General features: G+C 35.9%; 13 protein-coding genes. 10 read left to right on the plus strand and 3 right to left on the minus strand.

What is annotated here, in order from left to right; all coding sequences use genetic code 11:
- Positions 1-20: 20 nt before the first annotated feature.
- The 9 genes from VXN63_RS00490 (at position 21) to VXN63_RS00530 (ending at position 12,500) form a co-directional block, all read left to right on the plus strand.
- Positions 21-1,757, plus strand: a complete 1,737-nt coding sequence (locus tag VXN63_RS00490) for a heparinase II/III domain-containing protein (protein WP_327756016.1) — start codon at positions 21-23, stop codon at positions 1,755-1,757.
- Positions 1,750-3,570, plus strand: coding sequence for a DUF2264 domain-containing protein (locus VXN63_RS00495; RefSeq protein ID WP_327756017.1), 1,821 nt, complete (start codon positions 1,750-1,752; stop codon positions 3,568-3,570). Before VXN63_RS00490 ends, VXN63_RS00495 begins: the two co-directional genes overlap by 8 nt.
- Positions 3,571-3,581: 11 nt before the next feature.
- On the plus strand, positions 3,582-4,712 hold the full coding sequence (locus tag VXN63_RS00500) for a glycoside hydrolase family 88 protein (RefSeq protein WP_327756018.1): 1,131 nt from the start codon (positions 3,582-3,584) through the stop codon (positions 4,710-4,712).
- A 134-nt stretch (positions 4,713-4,846) separates the two neighbouring features.
- A complete protein-coding gene (locus tag VXN63_RS00505; RefSeq protein ID WP_327756019.1) occupies positions 4,847-6,241 on the plus strand; it encodes a M24 family metallopeptidase in 1,395 nt (464 codons plus the stop codon).
- A 29-nt stretch (positions 6,242-6,270) separates the two neighbouring features.
- On the plus strand, positions 6,271-6,957 hold the full coding sequence (locus tag VXN63_RS00510) for an N-acetylmannosamine-6-phosphate 2-epimerase (RefSeq protein WP_327756020.1): 687 nt from the start codon (positions 6,271-6,273) through the stop codon (positions 6,955-6,957).
- Between the two features lie 148 nt (positions 6,958-7,105).
- Positions 7,106-7,891 (plus strand): glucose-1-dehydrogenase, encoded by a 786-nt coding sequence (locus VXN63_RS00515; protein WP_327756612.1) that lies wholly within the window; start codon positions 7,106-7,108, stop codon positions 7,889-7,891.
- 204 nt (positions 7,892-8,095) lie between these two features.
- Complete coding sequence (locus VXN63_RS00520; protein WP_327756021.1) at positions 8,096-8,944, plus strand: aldo/keto reductase; 849 nt, start codon at positions 8,096-8,098, stop codon at positions 8,942-8,944.
- A gap of 234 nt (positions 8,945-9,178) precedes the next feature.
- Positions 9,179-11,101, plus strand: coding sequence for a beta-glucoside-specific PTS transporter subunit IIABC (locus VXN63_RS00525; protein ID WP_327756022.1), 1,923 nt, complete (start codon positions 9,179-9,181; stop codon positions 11,099-11,101).
- Positions 11,094-12,500, plus strand: a complete 1,407-nt coding sequence (locus VXN63_RS00530; protein WP_327756023.1) for a glycoside hydrolase family 1 protein — start codon at positions 11,094-11,096, stop codon at positions 12,498-12,500. The genes VXN63_RS00525 and VXN63_RS00530 overlap by 8 nt, the downstream gene beginning before the upstream one ends.
- Before the next feature lie 262 nt (positions 12,501-12,762).
- Here the strand turns inward: VXN63_RS00530 and VXN63_RS00535 are convergent, their stop codons facing one another.
- The gene (locus VXN63_RS00535; RefSeq protein ID WP_327756024.1) at positions 12,763-13,893 is read right to left on the minus strand and encodes a bifunctional glycosyltransferase family 2/GtrA family protein; all 1,131 of its coding nucleotides are present in this window, start codon (positions 13,891-13,893) and stop codon (positions 12,763-12,765) included.
- 128 nt (positions 13,894-14,021) lie between these two features.
- Positions 14,022-14,834 carry an aldo/keto reductase gene (locus VXN63_RS00540; RefSeq protein ID WP_327756025.1) on the minus strand — a complete coding sequence of 271 codons (813 nt, stop codon included), beginning with the start codon at positions 14,832-14,834 and terminating at the stop codon, positions 14,022-14,024.
- A 119-nt stretch (positions 14,835-14,953) separates the two neighbouring features.
- On the opposite strand from VXN63_RS00540, the gene VXN63_RS00545 reads away from it, so the two are divergent.
- A complete protein-coding gene (locus tag VXN63_RS00545) occupies positions 14,954-15,298 on the plus strand; it encodes a hypothetical protein (protein WP_327756026.1) in 345 nt (114 codons plus the stop codon).
- 85 nt (positions 15,299-15,383) lie between these two features.
- Here VXN63_RS00545 and VXN63_RS00550 read toward each other — a convergent pair whose 3' ends face one another.
- A complete protein-coding gene (locus tag VXN63_RS00550; protein WP_327756027.1) occupies positions 15,384-16,274 on the minus strand; it encodes an SDR family oxidoreductase in 891 nt (296 codons plus the stop codon).
- Between the last annotated feature and the right edge of the window lie 192 nt (positions 16,275-16,466).

The following is a 16,466-nucleotide window of genomic DNA, read 5'->3' on the forward strand; positions in this document are numbered from 1 at the left end:
TTTATTGGAGGTTGATGAAGATGATAGATTTTTCAAAAATAAAGAAGCATAAAGATTACAGTAAAGCCATCCATTATTTCGAAAACAGAGTCTACAATGACTTCCCAGAAGTGCCTTCTTATGAACTATTTAATTTGTTTTGGGAAAATGGAAATCGTTCAGTTTACGAAAAACTCTATTTTGAGAGAAGAAAACAACTAACTTATTTAGGTATACTCGTTAAAAATCAACCTGAAAATGCTCTATACAAAAACAAATTAGAAAAATTGATTTACTCAATTTGTAATGAATTTACTTGGTGCTTACCAGCTCATCTTGATAAACAGCGAGAGTTCGATCCTCAATTTAAACAGTATACATTAGATTTATTTGCCTGCGAGACAGCTTTTACTTTGGCAGAATTAAGTTTCTTATTGAAAGGGTTACTGCCAGAAGATTTAGAACTTCTTATTGAACACTCTATTCAAGTAAGAATTCTATCACCATTTCTAAATAAAAATTGGAACTTTGAAAATTTGGAGAATAACTGGTCTGCAGTCTGTACTGGCTCGATTGGAATCGCCGCACTCTATTTATTAGAAGAAGACGATTCAAATTTAGAAGAAATTTTAACTAGAGTAAATGCAACAATGGACGTATTTCTAAAAGGGTTTGGTGATGATGGGGCTTGCCTTGAAGGGCTAAATTACTGGCAGTATGGCTTCAGGTACTTTACATATTATATTGACTGCTTGAACAGGGAGACAACGAATCCTTACTTTGAAACGTTAAATCAGGAAAAAATCAAAAATATTGCCATGTATCAGCAGAAAATGTATCTTTTTGACCGCACAGTAATTAATGTTTCAGATTCTCCACTAGAGATAGAACCAGCACACGATCTAGCCAGATATTATAGGTCTCTATTTCCTGATGATATAAAGATTCCAGATACACCACTAGAAGTAGACAAATTAGTTGATCACTGTGGACGATGGGCACCCATGATCAGAACGCTGCAATGGTCTGAAGTTGAGGAACCAAAAACAGAGGAGAGTCAAAGAATCGAGTGGTTGAACGATGCTCAGATGTTTATTTACAAAAATCAAGAGTTTCAAGTCGTGACTAAAGGGGGGCACAATGACGAACCCCACAACCATAACGATCTTGGGCACTTTATACTATTTTACAAGGAAACTCCTTTTTGTATCGATTTAGGTGCTCCAGAGTATACTAAAGATTATTTTGAGGATAAACGTTACGAAACGATACAGGCTTCTTCGTTAGGACACTCAGTACCAATCATTAATGGGCACATACAAGAAAGCGGGAAAGTGCAAATTAGTCTCGTTAAAGATATCAATCCAAATGATTTAAAAGTGGTTTATGATTTGACACGTGCTTATAGTGATGAACATCTATTAACCTATCACAGAGAGATAAAGGTTCATCCAAAAAAAAATGCTCTAAGAATTAGAGATTACTTTAAGTTTAATGCAACTCAAAATTTAGTCAAACAACGATTTATACTTTCAGATATGAAGTTTCTAACTACAAATGGCTTCGAACTTATCTTTGAAAAAGATTCATTTTATTTTAAAGCAACTATTTTAAGTGGAAAAGGCACATTTTATACGGAACCTTTGATATACAGAGATCATTTTGGTCAAAAGCAGAAAGCTATAGTATTGGATATCTCTTTTGATTCAAAAGAACTTGAAGAGTTGGTTGATATTGAATTCCGTTGTTTTAGAAAAGAGGAGGAAGCAGATGTATAACAATAAAGAAGCAGACTTATTCAACAATCGAGAAGCTGTAATTGACTCATTCAATCATCTACTAGGTCCGCTTGATAAGTACTTTGAAGAAGATTCATCAGGACTCGAGCTGAGTACTACTGGAGTGGGGTATGGTAGAAAGACGGCTAGCGTTGAGTCTTTACTAAGGCTCCTTTGGGGTCTTGTACCTTTAGAAGCCGGAGGAACTAGTCATCCGCTATCTGAAAAAGTCTTAAAGGGAATTATAAATGGAACAGATCCAGAGCATGAAGGATATTGGGGACCTATTCACCATTATGACCAGCTTATTGTAGAAATGTCTGCGATTGGATATATGTTGCTACTAGCCCCAGAAAAATTTTGGGACCCATTGAATGAACAAGAAAGAAAACATCTCGTTCAGTATCTCCTTCAAGTAAATACTGTTGATGCACATGACTGTAACTGGTTATTCTTTGCAGTATTAGTGAATCTGGGACTTCAAAATGTTGGTGAAACGTTTAATGCAGATGTGATCAATCGTAATCTTGAGAGAATCGAAACTTATTATGTCGGTAATGGGTGGTATAAAGACGGTTTAGACGCACATGCTGATTACTATGTGCCTTTTGCAATTCATTTTTACAGTCTTATTTATTCTGTCGCTATGAAAGATAAGGATCCAAAACGATGTAGTGTTTACAAAGAAAGAGCCCATCTATTCTCTAAGAAGTTTGTTCACTGGTTTTCTGAGGAAGGGCAAGGTATTCCTTATGGAAGAAGTATGACGTATCGTTTCAGTCAAATCGCATTCTTCTGTGCATATCTTTATGCTGATGTGGACGTTAAGGATACAGGTTGGATGAAAGGAATGATTCTGAGACATTTCAGATATTGGTTCAAGCAATCTATATTCAATGGAGACGGAACTCTGTCAGTTGGATACACTTATCCTAACCTGCACATGAGTGAAAATTATAATGCGCCAGGTTCACCTTACTGGTCATTAAAAAGCTTCCTAATCTTAGCCTTTCCTGAAGATCACGCTTTTTGGAAAGTTGAAGAAGAGCCTTTTCCGCAAGTCGAGGCCAGTTATCACGATTCTCAAGTAGAGCAAACCATATTACGAGATAAAGGGCATGTTGTTTTGTTTCCTAATGGATACAGACATAGAGATGCTCATAATCATACAGCTGCCAAATATGAAAAATTTGCTTATTCTACGCATTTTGGGTTCAGTATTCCAAGGTCTAACCTGACACTATCAGAAGGTGCTTTCGATTCCATGCTTGCAATCAGTGAAGATGGCGAAGATTACAGAGTCAAAAGACAAGTCGTACGCAAAGTTTATACCGACGAATACCTCTTCATGGAATGGATGCCATGGCAAGACGTAACGATCAAATCATGGATTATACCGGGTTTGCCTTGGCACGTAAGAGTTCATAAAATTCAGACACAAAGACCTCTCATGACAGCAGATGGAGGATTTGCTTTAGGTGTTGAGCCGGCAGATCAGTTGGAAAAAGTGGAGCGAGCTGATGCCGCGCTCATAAAGAACTTAAACGGAACGGTTGGAGCTATAGATTTGTCTGGAAATGGAATGATAGAAGTCGTTCATCCAAATAGTAATACCAATTTAATCTATTCGAATACGGTCATTCCGTCTATTCGTCAAATGCTGGAGCCAGGAGATCATACACTTATTCATGGTTTCTTTGGATCCAACCAATTGGATTGTTCTTTAAAAAATTCTATGAATATTCAGTACGATGAAAATACGCACACGATACAAATCAATGGACAAAAAATACCCTTAACTTTATCAGAATAGGAGAACAGTCAATGTCTAACCAATACAAGGAAGCTATAGAAGCGTCTTTAAATAAAATTAAAAAAAATATCGATCGATTTGGAGCTCAATTTCCACATACAAGTGATCAGGAAGTCTATGAATTAAACGATAATGACAATTGGACAAGTGGATTTTGGGTAGGAATGCTATGGCAAGCTTATCAATATGATAAAGATGAACAATTCTTATCAGCTGCTCGAGAAAAAACGAGCCAGATGCAAGAAAGATTATCAAACAATGCAAATTTAGACACGCATGATATCGGTTTTTTATACACACCCTCAACAGGCGCTAAATGGCAGATAGAGAAAGATGAAACAGCTAGAGAAGATACCGTAAAAGCTGCAGATCGATTGATGGAGCGATACCGTGAAACTATCGGCGTTTTTCAAGCTTGGGGACCGCCAAATGATCCAGAACAGGGTGGGCGAATCATTATTGATTGTATGATGAATATGCCTTTATTGTTTTGGGCAAGTGAAGTGACAGGTGATATAAAATATAAAGAAGCTGCCACCAATTTTGTAGATATGGCAAGAAGATATCTTGTTAGGGGAGATGATTCAACCTACCATACATTTTATTTTGATCAGAAATCTGGGCAGCCTATCAGAGGTGCTACTCAACAAGGCTATTCGGATGGTTCTACATGGACTCGCGGTCAAGCCTGGGCAGTATACGGATTTGCTTTAGCTTATAGATATACAAAGGATGAAAACTATTTAGAAACAGCATTAAGGACAGCGAATTACTTTATTAAGCACTTACCTGAAAAGGTTATTGTAGATTGGGATTTCGACGCACCTCAGGATAAAGATATCAAACCGGATAGTTCGGCTTCCGCTATTTTAGTTTGTGGGCTGCATGAATTGCTGCAGTTGATTGAGCAAGAATCTGAGGAATACAAGAAGATAAAAACAGTTTTGGAACAAACGATGGATCACTTAATTAATGAATATACTACTGACTTTGAATCACAAGGATTATTAGATCACGGATCGTACAGTGTTCGAGAAGGTAAGTCACCAGACGATTATGTTATCTGGGGAGACTATTTTTATTTGGAAGCACTGCTTAGGCTAGAAAAAGGTTTCCATGGATTCTGGTATGAAGTCGTATAAAAAACAAATGACCTTAGTGGATAAATTCTCCTAAGGTCGTTTTTTGTTGTATAGACTTTACACATGAGTGGCTCACCCATAGTTTAAAGATATGATACAATAAAGGTAAGAACGTATACGTTAGGAGAATAGATATGCCCTTACAACTTAAAAACATTCAGCTTGCAAAAGTTGAGACCCCTTTACCCGAGTCCAATCTAGTACCAGTTACACTAACAGAAGAGACCATGAAAGTTCGATTTGAACAAGTGCTAGAGAAAATGAAAGCAGAAGGCTATTCCACGCTAGTTATCTACGAAGATTTAGAACATGGCTCAAATTTTGAATATCTTACCGGTTTTTTGACAAGATTCGAAGAAGCACTATTAATCGTACATGATGATGGAACAGTCTATTATGTATTAGGAAATGAAAATTTGAAACTTGAAAAACATGCTCGTTTACAAGGGAAAGTAATACATGCGCCTCAATTCTCACTACCGAATCAGCCTAGATTTGAAGATAAGCCACTTACTGAAATCTTAGATCAATCTTTATTTAAAGTGGATGGTCAAGTTGGTTTAGTTGGTTGGAAACTATTTACAGGAACTCATGCGGAATCTAAAAAGATTTTTGATCTTCCTCATTATATTGTAGAGACAATCACAAAACAGATAGATTCAGAAAAACTATTCAACGCTACAGATTTATTTATTGGAGACCACGGAGTAAGAACTACAAATAATGCCAATGAGATTGCGCATTATGAATTTGGAGCTGCATTAGCGTCAGCCAGTATACTTAAAACATTGGATACGGTTGAAATAGGAAAAACTGAAATGGAATTAGGACAAGTTTTGAATGCTAACGGACAACCCAATAGCGTGGTCACAATTGCTGCGACCGGTCAGCGATTTGAAAATGCTCGATTGTACCCAGGCAATAAGAAAATCACTTTAGGAGATCCTGTATCTTTAACCGTTGGATATAAAGGTGGCCTTCAAAGCAGAAGTGCATTTGCAATTCACGACGCAACAGAATTACCTGAAGGACAAGAGCAATATTTAGAGAAAGTTGTTTATCCTTATTTCAAAGCGATATCTACTTGGTTGGAGAACGTTCACATAGGTATGGAAGGAAAAGATGTTTATGGTTTAATTGAAACCGCTCTTCCTAAGAAACAGTATGGATGGCACTTGAATCCAGGCCATTATGTTGCAGACGAAGAATGGATGGCTTCTCCTATATACAAGGATTCTTCTGTTAAACTGAAAAGTGGTATGTTGTTTCAAGTTGACATTATTCCATCAGTTGCAGGATTCTCTGGAACGAGTGCAGAAGGTGGCGTTGTCCTTGCAGATGAGATGCTTAAAGAACAAATCAAGCTTAATTACTCAGAAATGTGGGATAGAATGGTCAAAAGGAGAGCATTTATCATCAATCAACTGGGGATTGATCTTCACGAAGATATATTGCCTTTAGGAAATGCGATGCCTTACTTAAGACCCTTTTTATTAGATAAAGAACAAGCAGTGACGATTTCAAAATAGCTTAAAATAATTGTAAAGGAGATGAACAGATGTCAGTTCTTGAGAAAATTAAAGGTGGACTCATTGTATCTTGCCAAGCCTTACCAGATGAGCCTCTTCATAGTTCTTTCATTATGGGGAGAATGGCGATTGCAGCAGAACAAGGTGGTGCTATAGGTATTAGAGCCAATTCAAAAGAAGATATCGCGGAAATCAAGAAACAAACAAAACTTCCTCTGATTGGGATAGTCAAAAGAGATTACGATGATTCTTCTGTCTATATTACGGCAACGATGAAAGAAATTGATGAGCTTATGGAAGTAGGCTGTGAGATTATTGCACTCGATGCCACTGATCAAAAAAGACCAGAAGGACAGTCACTTGAGGACTTTGTAAAACAAATTCGAGAAAAGTATCCTAATGTTCTTTTGATGGCCGATAGTTCAACTATCGAAGAAGTCTTGAGCGCAGAGAAACTAGGGTTTGATCTTCTTTCGACTACTTTAATGGGGTATACAGAAAAGTCAAAAGGATTAAATATTGCGGATCAAGATTTTGAGAAATTAAAAATAATTTTAGAAGCTGTTAATACGCCCGTTATAGCTGAAGGACATATTGATACACCGGAAAAAGCAAAAAGATGTCTGGAATTAGGCGTACACGCTGTAGTCGTTGGGAGTGCCATTACACGTCCGCAATTGATTACTGAACAATTTGTAAATAAAATTAATTTGTAGATCTTAAAGTCGGTAGAAAATTCTATCGACTTTTTGTTTTCTAAATATCCTTAGCTTTTAAGTTGAATCTTTTGAGAAAAAATTATGGCTACGGTACATTTAAAAAGAAAAGTAATCTTTTACTAAATAGTCTGAGGAGGAGCTTATGATGTATAAAGATTTAGAAGGTAAAGTGGCAGTCGTAACCGGAGGATCAAAAGGAATTGGTCAAGAAGTAGCCATTCGATTTGGCAAGGAAAAAATGGCGGTTGTGATTAACTACCATAGCGATGAAGAAGGTGCCAATGAGTCTGTTGAAGCGATTGAAAGTCATGGTGGAGAGGCAGTCGCTGTTCAAGCTGATGTTGGATCTGAAGAAGGTATACAAACGTTATTGGACACAGCAGTTGACCATTTTGGAAAACTTGATCTATGGGTCAATAACGCGGGTATGGAGAATCAATCGCCAACACACGAATTAAGTTTTGATGATTGGTCTAAAGTCATGAGTGTGAATCTTGATGGCGTATTTCTAGGTTCAAAAGCGGCTTTGAATTATTTTGTAAAAAACAATATCAAAGGTTCCATCATCAATATGTCTTCTGTACATGATAAAATTCCATGGCCGACTTTTGCACACTACGCTGCAAGCAAAGGCGGTGTGAAGATGTTTACCGAAACCATCGCTTTAGAGTATGCACATAAAGGGATTAGAGTGAATAATCTTTCTCCAGGTGCTATCAATACAGATATCAACGCAGAGAAGTTTGAAGATGAAGAAGCGAAACAGAAAACAATCAGTATGATTCCAATGAATTATATTGGTAAACCAGAAGAAGTAGCGGCCGCAGCGGCTTGGTTGGCATCTAGTGAATCTAGTTACGTCACTGGTACTACACTTCATGTTGATGGCGGTATGACTTTGTATCCATCATTTGAAAAAGGTGACGGTTAACATAGATTAGGTTGTCATTAAACATTTTGACCTCTACCAGTTTCTATAAAAACTCTAACGGAAGTGTTACCATGAGAAATACTTACTAAGGTTTATTTAGTGACTGTTAGAGTATAAAGTATCTTCTTTGAGCGTATCGTTAGAAACGACAAAAGTATGTGCGTTACAATAATTTTGTCAAAAGTATTGAAAGGATGTTCTAAGATGAAGAAAATTGAAGCGTACGAATTGAACGACGGATCAAGTATTCCGAAAATTGGATTAGGTACAGTAAATATTCAAGGTGCAACTGGAGTGAACAGTATTTTAACGGCTATTGAAGCAGGCTACCGAGTTATTGATACTTCAACTAACTATATGAACGAAGGGATGGTTGGGGAAGCGATTCGACGTTCTTCTGTACCTAGAGAAGAATTGATTATTAGCTCTAAACTTCCTGGAATGGCACATGACTACGACAAAGCCATCAAAATGATTCAAGAATCCCTATATAGACTAGGGATTGATTATTTTGATAAATACCTTATCCACTGGCCACTTCCAAAACAAGGTAAGTATGATCAAGCTTGGCAAGCATTAGTTGATGCACAGAAATTTGGTTTGATTAAAACCATTGGTGTTTCAAACTTCTTAGAAGAACACCTAAATTCTATTATCGATAAAACAGGTGTTAAACCAGCTACGAACCAAATCGAGAGACATCCTTACTTCAATAACAATGAACTGGTTGAAACGAACAAAAAGCTTGGTATCTTAACTGAAGCTTGGAGTCCATTTGGTAGAGAAATTAACGATGTAATCGAGCACGAAACGATTGCTGAGATTGCTAAAAAATACGATAAATCACCTACTCAAGTGATTTTAAGATGGAATTTACAAAATGGTGTTATGCCTATTGTGAAATCTTCTTCGTACAAGCATCAAAAAGCAAATCTTAATGTATTCGATTTTGAATTGTCACAAGAAGATATTGACACTATTGATGGATTGGATAAAGGAGAGCCTGGCCGTGTAGAAGGACAGCATCCGAATAAATATGAAGAATTTGGATAGAATTTAAATTTACAGACAGTTTGCTGTTAGCAGCAAACTGTCTTTTTTAATGGATAAAAAGCTTATATTGTTCAATTCATCATAATTTTTTCTAAAAGTACGGTCAAACCAATTGATATTTTTTAGGGATTTGTCTATTATTAAGTTCTGACTTAAAATAACACTAATTTTAAATAAGTATCCCTCGTTTTAGTAATATATGAAATCGATGGGTAATTTAAGCGAGGGAAAAAGATGAATCATGATAAAATTGCAAAAAAAATTCTTGAAAATGTCGGTGGAGAATCAAACGTTAAAGAATTGACACATTGTTTTACAAGATTAAGATTTGTGCTTAAAGATGAAAATAAAGTAGATAAAGCTACTCTAGATAATATGGATGAAATTTTGTCTGTGGTATTTAATGGTGGGCAGACGCAAGTGGTTATTGGGAATGAAGTGGCTAAAGTTTATGAACAAATAGAACCGCTACTTGATCATAATCAAAAAGATCATAATGTAGAGCTAGATAAAAATGAATCTTTAGGAAATAAGATTTTGAATACAGTCGCAGCCATTTTCACACCAATCATACCAGCAATTGCAGCTTCTGGAATGATTAAAGGATTGCTTGCAATTGCGGTTATGTTCGCTATGCGTTTCTATGATTTAGATATTAAAGAATTCAATACGTATGTTATTTTGAGTGCTGCTTCGGATGCTATCTTTTATTTTATGCCACTTATTTTAGCCTATACATCTGCAAAAGTGTTTAAAGCTAATGAGTTTATTGCCATGGTTATTGGTGGGACATTAGTATATCCAACTTTGATTGAATTAATGACAGGAGATCTGTCCGTAACGTTCTTTGGAGTGGGAGTAACGCAAGCAAATTACGCTTCTTCTGTTATCCCAATTATTATTGCTGTCTTTATTTTGTCCTACGTTCAGAGATTCTTTGAACGTATCATACCGGAAGTACTCAAGATTATTGTAGTACCTACCTTTTCTTTACTTGTAATGATTCCGGCGACCTTATTGCTTTTTGGTCCAATCGGAATTTATATGGGGAACGCAGTGAACTGGTTATATTACTATATTATGGACTTTAGTTCAATATTACTGGGAGCCTTTATTGGTGGTATGTGGTGTGTGTTAGTTGTTTTTGGTGCACATAGAGCCATTATCCCAATAGGGATACAAGACGTGGCTCAAAATGGACGCCAGAACTTATTAGCCTTTGCAGGAGCGGCGAACTTTTCTCAAGCAGGCGCTGCGCTAGGCGTATTTTTTAGAACGAAAAATAAAGCCCTTAAAACAGTGGCGTTGTCTGCATGTGTAACTGCGCTATTCGGCATCACAGAGCCAGCTATTTATGGAACCAACTTAAGACTTAAAACACCGATGATTTACGCGGTTATCAGTGGTGCTTTAGGTGGAGCTATTATGGGCTGGGGTGGTTCTTATGGGAATGCATTCGCTAATCAGGGTATATTGACGATCCCAGTTTATGCAGAAGCAGGAACGACCGCTTTTCTAGCGTATCTTGTTGGTATATCTGTAGCGTTCTTCGGGGCGTGTGCCATGACCGTATTCATAGGATTTAAAGACATACCCAATGATAATGAGGAAGTAGCAACAGTAACCGATCATTTCAAGACTTCTACAAGCGTAGAAAATAGTCCAACTATTATGGCTTCACAAGCAGATAAGGTACTTGCTACGCCAGTTAAAGGTACGTTGGTTTCTTTAAGTAAAGTTAATGATGAAGTTTTTGCCTCTGGAGCAATGGGGAAAGGATTTGCAATCCTTCCTGAGACTGGAGAGGTTGTAGCACCAGATAATTGTACGGTTACGGCTTTAGCTCCCACTTTACATGCTATTGGATTAACACTTGATAATGGACTAGAAGTCTTGATTCATGTTGGAATAGATACAGTAAAATTAAATGGTCAGTTTTTCGAAAGTTTTGTTACAATAGGAGATAGATTGAAAAAAGGAGACAAGGTGCTTTCTTTTGACTTGGACGCTATAAGAGCCAAAGGTTATGACACGATTACTCCAATTGTTGTAACGAATACAACTGAATACAAAGAGATTCAGAGTGTATCGAAGACCAACATTTCAATACTGGAAGACATTTTATTGATTAAAGACAAGGAGACAAGTTATGCGTAATCATTTTCAAAAAGATTTCTGGTGGGGTGCCTCATCTTCAGCGTTTCAAATAGAAGGTGCTTGGGATGAAGACGGCAAAGGAATGACCGTTGCTGATTTCAATTCATTCAAAAAATCAGATAAGCAAGCAGATACTAGAGTAGCAAGTGACTTTTATCATCACTACAAAGAAGATATCCTTTTGATGAAAGAATTAGGTTTAAAGACCTATCGTTTTTCTATCTCATGGGCTAGAATATTGCCTGATGGAGATGGAGAGATCAATCAAAAAGGAATCGATTTTTATAACGATGTCATTAATTTTCTTCTTGCACAAGATATTATGCCCTTTATCACACTTTATCATTTTGACCTACCATATGCATTAGTAGAAAAATATAATGGCTGGGAAGATAGAAAAAGTATCTATGCTTTTGAAAAATTCTCTAAAATTTGTTTCACAGAATTTGGAGATAGAGTTAAAAACTGGCAAGTGAATAATGAACAGAATTTGATGATTCGAGTCAATGAGAGAATGAATATGTATGATGTCGCTCCTGAAGATGCAGAACGTGTTCGTGCCCAAATGGATTATCATATGTTTGTAGCACATGCCTTATCAACAAATGCTTGCCATGAGTTAATTGAAGGTGGGAAAATTGGGCCAGCAGTTTCTTCAACAGTCACTTATCCAGCTTCAAACAAGCCAATGGATATTTGGGCAGCAAAAATGAATGACAACTTCAAAACAAACTATGCTTTAGATATGTATTGCTATGGAGATTATCCTGGTTATTACAAAGAATACCTTACAAAAACTGGTATTGAGCCTTTAAGACAGCCAGAAGATGATGCGATTTTAAAAGCTGCCAAACCAGATTTGATTGCTTTGAATTATTACCGTACATTGGTGGCTTCTTATTTACCAGAAACAGAAGATAATCCTTTTGGAACTAAATTTAATGAGATAGATTATGATCTATACGGATATTTCAAAATTGAGAAGAACCCTCATTTGGAATCCAGTCAATATGGCGCTCAAATAGATCCTATGGGCTTGAGATTAGTCTTAAATGATTATTATGATCGCTACAGACTGCCTTTGATCATTACGGAGAATGGATTAGGAACACCGGACACATTGACTGAAGATGGAAAAATACATGATGATTATAGAATCGATTACATCAGAGAACATATCGCTGCTTGTAACGATGCAATAGCTGATGGGGTAGAATTGATCGGTTATTGTCCGTGGGCAGCAATCGATATCCTCAGTTCTCATCAAGGTTTCAAAAAACGTTATGGTTTCGTTTATGTAAATAGAGAAGATCATGACTTAAAAGATCTAGCAAGAATCAAAAAAGATAGTTTCTATTTCTATCAAGAAGTGATTAAGAATAATGGATTAACTGAATAGCAAAAAGACTGGAATAAGTCTTAATTAACAATATTTAAAATTTAAAAGAAGAAAGCCTTCAAATAATGGATTTAGCATCCTTATTTTGACGGCTTTCTTTTTTAGATCTGTTTAATTTAGAGAAGAGTTAACAAGTTTTAAATCAAAGAGTGTATTAAATAATAAAGTGAAGTGGATAAACAATTGGCCTCTTAAGCTGAAAACCTAAGAGTGTAGTGAATTTAATATATGTGTTTGCGAGAGATAAAATTCATAATCAATACTAGGAGTTTTTTAAATAGTTCGGTCTTTGCGAAGAGCGTTTTTTGAACACCCAGTTCTTTTGAATATAAAATCCTATACAAAATATTAGCGCATCTACAGGAATTTTGATAACCCACTCTAAATCAAAAGAAAGAACAGACACCATTGTTTGAACCAGAAATGCTGAAGTCATCATCTCAGCAACAAATAAAACTGTGTAACGATATACTGAACGAGAGGATTGCTTATTTTTGAAGACTAAATATTTGTTTGCCAGAAAATTAAAACAAGCGGATCCAAAACGAGCAAAAATGGTGGCTGCAATAATATAGTAGTTCTGTATCCAATTAGATAATAAGAAAACAAATATAGCAAATAAAAGTATATCAATTAAAAAAGAAAAGATTGCTGAAAGACTGTACTTAAAAAATGTTTTATAGATTTTTATTGAATCGATCAGGGGATTAAAATGAGAAGATTCGTTGTTGTCTAAATACACGGTAGAGATTGGTGTTTCTACGATTGAAATGTCCTGATCTTTGAAAAATAAAAGCATATTCATTTCATATTCGTATCTATTTCCTTCAACTTTTAATAGATCTCCAAGAACTCTTAATGGTATAACTCTCAAGCCAGTTTGGGTATCACTTATGTTGATCCCATGAAAGAGTCTAAGTGTTCCTCTTGAAAATAGGTTTCCAAAACGACTTCTAAATGGGACAGATTCTTTGTCAAAATTTCTGCAACCCAGTATGACAGAATAACTAGTCGAATAGTATTCTTGAAGGCAATTCGAAATATCTAATGGTGTATGTTGACCGTCTCCGTCAACTGTAACAACAGCTGACATTTCAGGAAATTCTTTTCTTACATAGTCAAAGGCTGTTCTCAATGCCTGACCTTTTCCTAGATTTTCGTCATGAGTAAGTAAATGAATATTTGGATCAACTGCTAGCTGATTAAAGATAGCTAAAGTATTAGCGTCACTTCCGTCATTTACTAATATGATTGGTGAGCACTCACTAACCTCATTTCGAAGGTCCTGAACAAGCTTAATTAATTTTTCGTCTGGATTTAACGAGGGAATTGCTATAATGAAATCTTGATTTTTAGAATAAGACTTTAGGCAGTCTTTTGTTTGCTTACTCAAAAAGAGACCTCCTTTACTATCAGTATAGTAAAGTTTAGCCATTCTTCAAAATGTTATATCTTGAAACGACTCATCAAAAAAGGAGTTACCCATTATTAGGCAACTCCTTAAAGCATTCATCATTCATTTTATTTTCTTACGTCGTCCATTTGCATTAGTTGTTTCATATCTTCTTCTGAAATTTCAAAGTCGACTTCCTTGTTTTGAACGATACGTTCTTCGTGAGTAGATTTTGGTAAAGGTAACGTATCTCTTTCTAGACAGTATCTAATCAATAATTGAGCTGGAGTAACATCATATTTATCAGCTAATGCTTTGATGTCATCATTTTTCAAAAGCTCGCCAGTTGCTAGTGGAGAATAAGCCTCAACTACAATATTGTGCTCTTTACAAAATGCTAGTAGATCTTCTTGGTCTCGTCCTACATAAAAAGGAATTTGATTTGCCATCGGCACAATATCACAATTGTCTAATAATGCTTGGATATCCTTGATCTCAAAGTTTGAAACGCCGATTGCTTTAATTTTACCTTCATTGTATAACTGTTCCATTGCTTTCCAAGATTGAATATTACCTTCAGTACAGTCTTTTCCGATTTCATCCCAAGGCCATGGGGCATGGATTAAATATAAGTCTAAATAATCAACATCAAGATTTGTAATAGTTTCATCAAATGCTTTTAAAGTTTCTTCGAATCCTTTGATTTGAGCTGGTAGTTTACTTGTAATAAACACTTCTTCTCTTGGTAGATCGAAGTCCTTGATTGCTTTTCCAACATTTTTCTCATTTTGGTAAGCTAGTGCAGTATCGATGTGTGTATAGCCATTTTTCAATGCCATCGTGACTGAATCGTAAGCTTCGTCATTCGGGATTTGCCAAGTACCGAAACCGATTTTTGGTATTTCAACATCATTATGGAACTTAAAGTTTGCATTATTCATAAATTAAACAATCCTCCATTACAATTTTTGACTACGGTTATTATTTTACAGTAAAATTAAATGTAAGTCTTTACATTTAACTCAGTCAGCAAAATATTTACTAAAAAGGAGAAAGTACAATGGAATGGTTTGCGTTTGCATGCTTTACGATTGGATCGAGTTTAATTCTCTATGCAATGATATTGATCTTAAAAGGACGCATAAATAATAGAATAGTTAGGATATACGCAGTGAATCAGTATGTAGTGAGAAGTTATTCGGAAAGTACAGGGTTGCTACACAAACGTTTAAGAGTTCTGATTGTCTCCAGTACAGTTTTATTTATACTATTGAGTTGGACAGCGTTGATTAATCTGTTTACTGGGACGAATAATCTTTTTTTCTGGAGTCTAGCAGGTATGATAGTCATTCTCTGTTTTCAACCTTTAGTGGCATGGATCTTGAATAAAAATAATGGCAAGTAAATAGAAAGCTAAATAAAAGTCCGCTAGCATCTGATTTAGATACTAGCGGACTTTTATTATTCTTGAAGCAATACTTTAAATTAGCTTATGAAAGTGGTGTACCACCTGTAATACCGAAAATCTGACCAGTAACATAATTTGCTTTTTCAGAAGCAAGATAAACATACATGTCAGCTAATTCAGCTGGTTGTCCCGCTCTTTTAAGTGGAACTTGTTTACCAAATTCTGGGATAGCATCTTCTGGTTGCCCACCAGATACTTGCAATGCAGTCCATACTGGACCTGGAGCAATTGAGTTCACGCGGATACCTTTTGGTGCAAGTTGTTTTCCTAAACCAATTGTGAATCCTCTAATAGCATACTTAGTAGAAGCATAATCTAATAAGTTTTCAGATGGATCGTATCCTTGTACAGAAGAAGTTGTAATAATAGAAGCTCCTGCAGAAAGGTGAGGAATAGCCGCTTGAATTGACCAGAACATAGAGTAAATATTTGTTTCAAAAGTGCTTGTTAATTGTTCTGTTGTAATATCCTCAATATTTGAGACAGCTTGCTGTTTACCAGCAACTAAAGCTAGTACATCAAGTCCACCTAATTCGGAAACAGCTTTTTCAACCATTCCTTTAGAAAATTCTTCGCTTCTTAAATCTCCTGGGATAAGAACAGCTTTTTTACCTTCAGCTTCAATTAATTGTTTAACATCGTCTGCATCTGGTTGTTCTTCTGGAAGATAGTTGATAGCGACGTCAGCACCTTCACGTGCATAGGCAATTGCTGCGGCACGACCGATACCAGAATCTCCTCCGGTAACTAAAACACGCTTGCCTTTTAATTGTCCATTTCCTACATAAGATGTTTCTCCACAGTCAGGCACTGGATTCATATCTTTTTGAAGACCTGGAGGTGTCTGAGGTTGCTTAGGAAATTCTCCGTTGAAATATTGATCTAATGGATTGACATTTTGTTCATTACTCATTCTAAAAATCTCTCCCTTAAATTTAATATGTACCTATCATAAACCCAGGGGGCATAGTCTCCAAATGAAACGCTCAAGTACTAAATATAAAATAATATAAATAGAATTGGGAGTGTTTATAACTAATCTAACAAATGGGTTAAACATACATTAAAAATCAAAATTATCTATTTATGACAAAATCAATTTAAA

The organism is Marinilactibacillus sp. XAAS-LB27 (genome assembly GCF_036039175.1).
Taxonomy (GTDB): domain Bacteria; phylum Bacillota; class Bacilli; order Lactobacillales; family Carnobacteriaceae_A; genus Marinilactibacillus.